This window comes from Corynebacterium sp. HMSC22B11 (genome assembly GCF_001815965.1).
Lineage (GTDB): Bacteria > Actinomycetota > Actinomycetes > Mycobacteriales > Mycobacteriaceae > Corynebacterium.
In genome coordinates, this window is sequence record NZ_KV823492.1 from 1 (window position 1) to 1,391 (window position 1,391).

Here is a 1,391-nt window from a genome sequence, read left to right on the forward strand (position 1 = left end):
GGCCCGCTGTATTGGTAAATCCGTACAGCTTTGTGGGTGAGGCGTGATGCGTACCCGTTTGTGGGGATGTTGGTGATCCTATGCTGTCGAGAAAAGCCTCTAGTGAGTGCATGTATGGCCCGTACCGTAAACCGACACAGGTGGTCAGGTAGAGAATACTAAGGCGATCGGGTGAACTGTGGTTAAGGAATTCGGCAAAATGCCCCCGTAACTTCGGGAGAAGGGGGGCCACTGCTGGTGAACGACGTGTTGAGCTGGTGGTGGTCGCAGAGAGTAGAGGGAAGCGACTGTTTACTAAAAACACAGGTCCGTGCGAAGACGGGTAAGTCGATGTATACGGACTGACGCCTGCCCGGTGCTGGAAGGTTAAGAGGACCCGTTAGGTCACGTTGTGGTCGAAGCGGAGAATTTAAGCCCCAGTAAACGGCGGTGGTAACTATAACCATCCTAAGGTAGCGAAATTCCTTGTCGGGTAAGTTCCGACCTGCACGAATGGCGTAACGACTTCTCTGCTGTCTCAACCACAGGCCCGGCGAAATTGCAGTACGAGTAAAGATGCTCGTTACGCGCGGCAGGACGAAAAGACCCCGGGACCTTCACTATAGCTTGGTATTGGTGTTCGGTTCGGTTTGTGTAGGATAGGTGGGAGACTGTGAAGTGCTCACGCTAGTGGGTGTGGAGTCGTTGTTGAAATACCACTCTGATCGTATTGAATATCTTAACCTCGGCCCATGATCTGGGTTAGGGACAGTGCCTGGTGGGTAGTTTAACTGGGGCGGTTGCCTCCTAAAGTGTAACGGAGGCGCCCAAAGGTTCCCTCAGCCTGGTTGGTAATCAGGTGTTGAGTGTAAGTGCACAAGGGAGCTTGACTGTGAGACTGACAGGTCGAGCAGGGACGAAAGTCGGGACTAGTGATCCGGCACCTACTTGTGGAAGTGGTGTCGCTCAACGGATAAAAGGTACCCCGGGGATAACAGGCTGATCTTCCCCAAGAGTCCATATCGACGGGATGGTTTGGCACCTCGATGTCGGCTCGTCGCATCCTGGGGCTGGAGTCGGTCCCAAGGGTTGGGCTGTTCGCCCATTAAAGCGGCACGCGAGCTGGGTTTAGAACGTCGTGAGACAGTTCGGTCTCTATCCGCCGCGCGCGTTGAAACTTGAGAAAGGCTGACCCTAGTACGAGAGGACCGGGTTGGACATACCTCTGGTGCGCCAGTTGTCACGCCCGTGGCATGGCTGGTTGGCTACGTATGGGAGGGATAACCGCTGAAAGCATCTAAGCGGGAAGCCTGTTTCGAGATGAGGTTTCTTTTGAGGTTCCCTAGAGATGATGGGGTTGATAGGCCAGATCTGGAAGCACTGTGAGGTGTGGAGGTGACTGGTACTAATTG

1 rRNA gene is annotated in these 1,391 nt (G+C 54.1%); it reads left to right on the forward strand.

The features are described 5' to 3' along the window. Positions 1–1,391, forward strand: a 23S ribosomal RNA gene (locus tag HMPREF3088_RS05040); the annotation flags it as partial.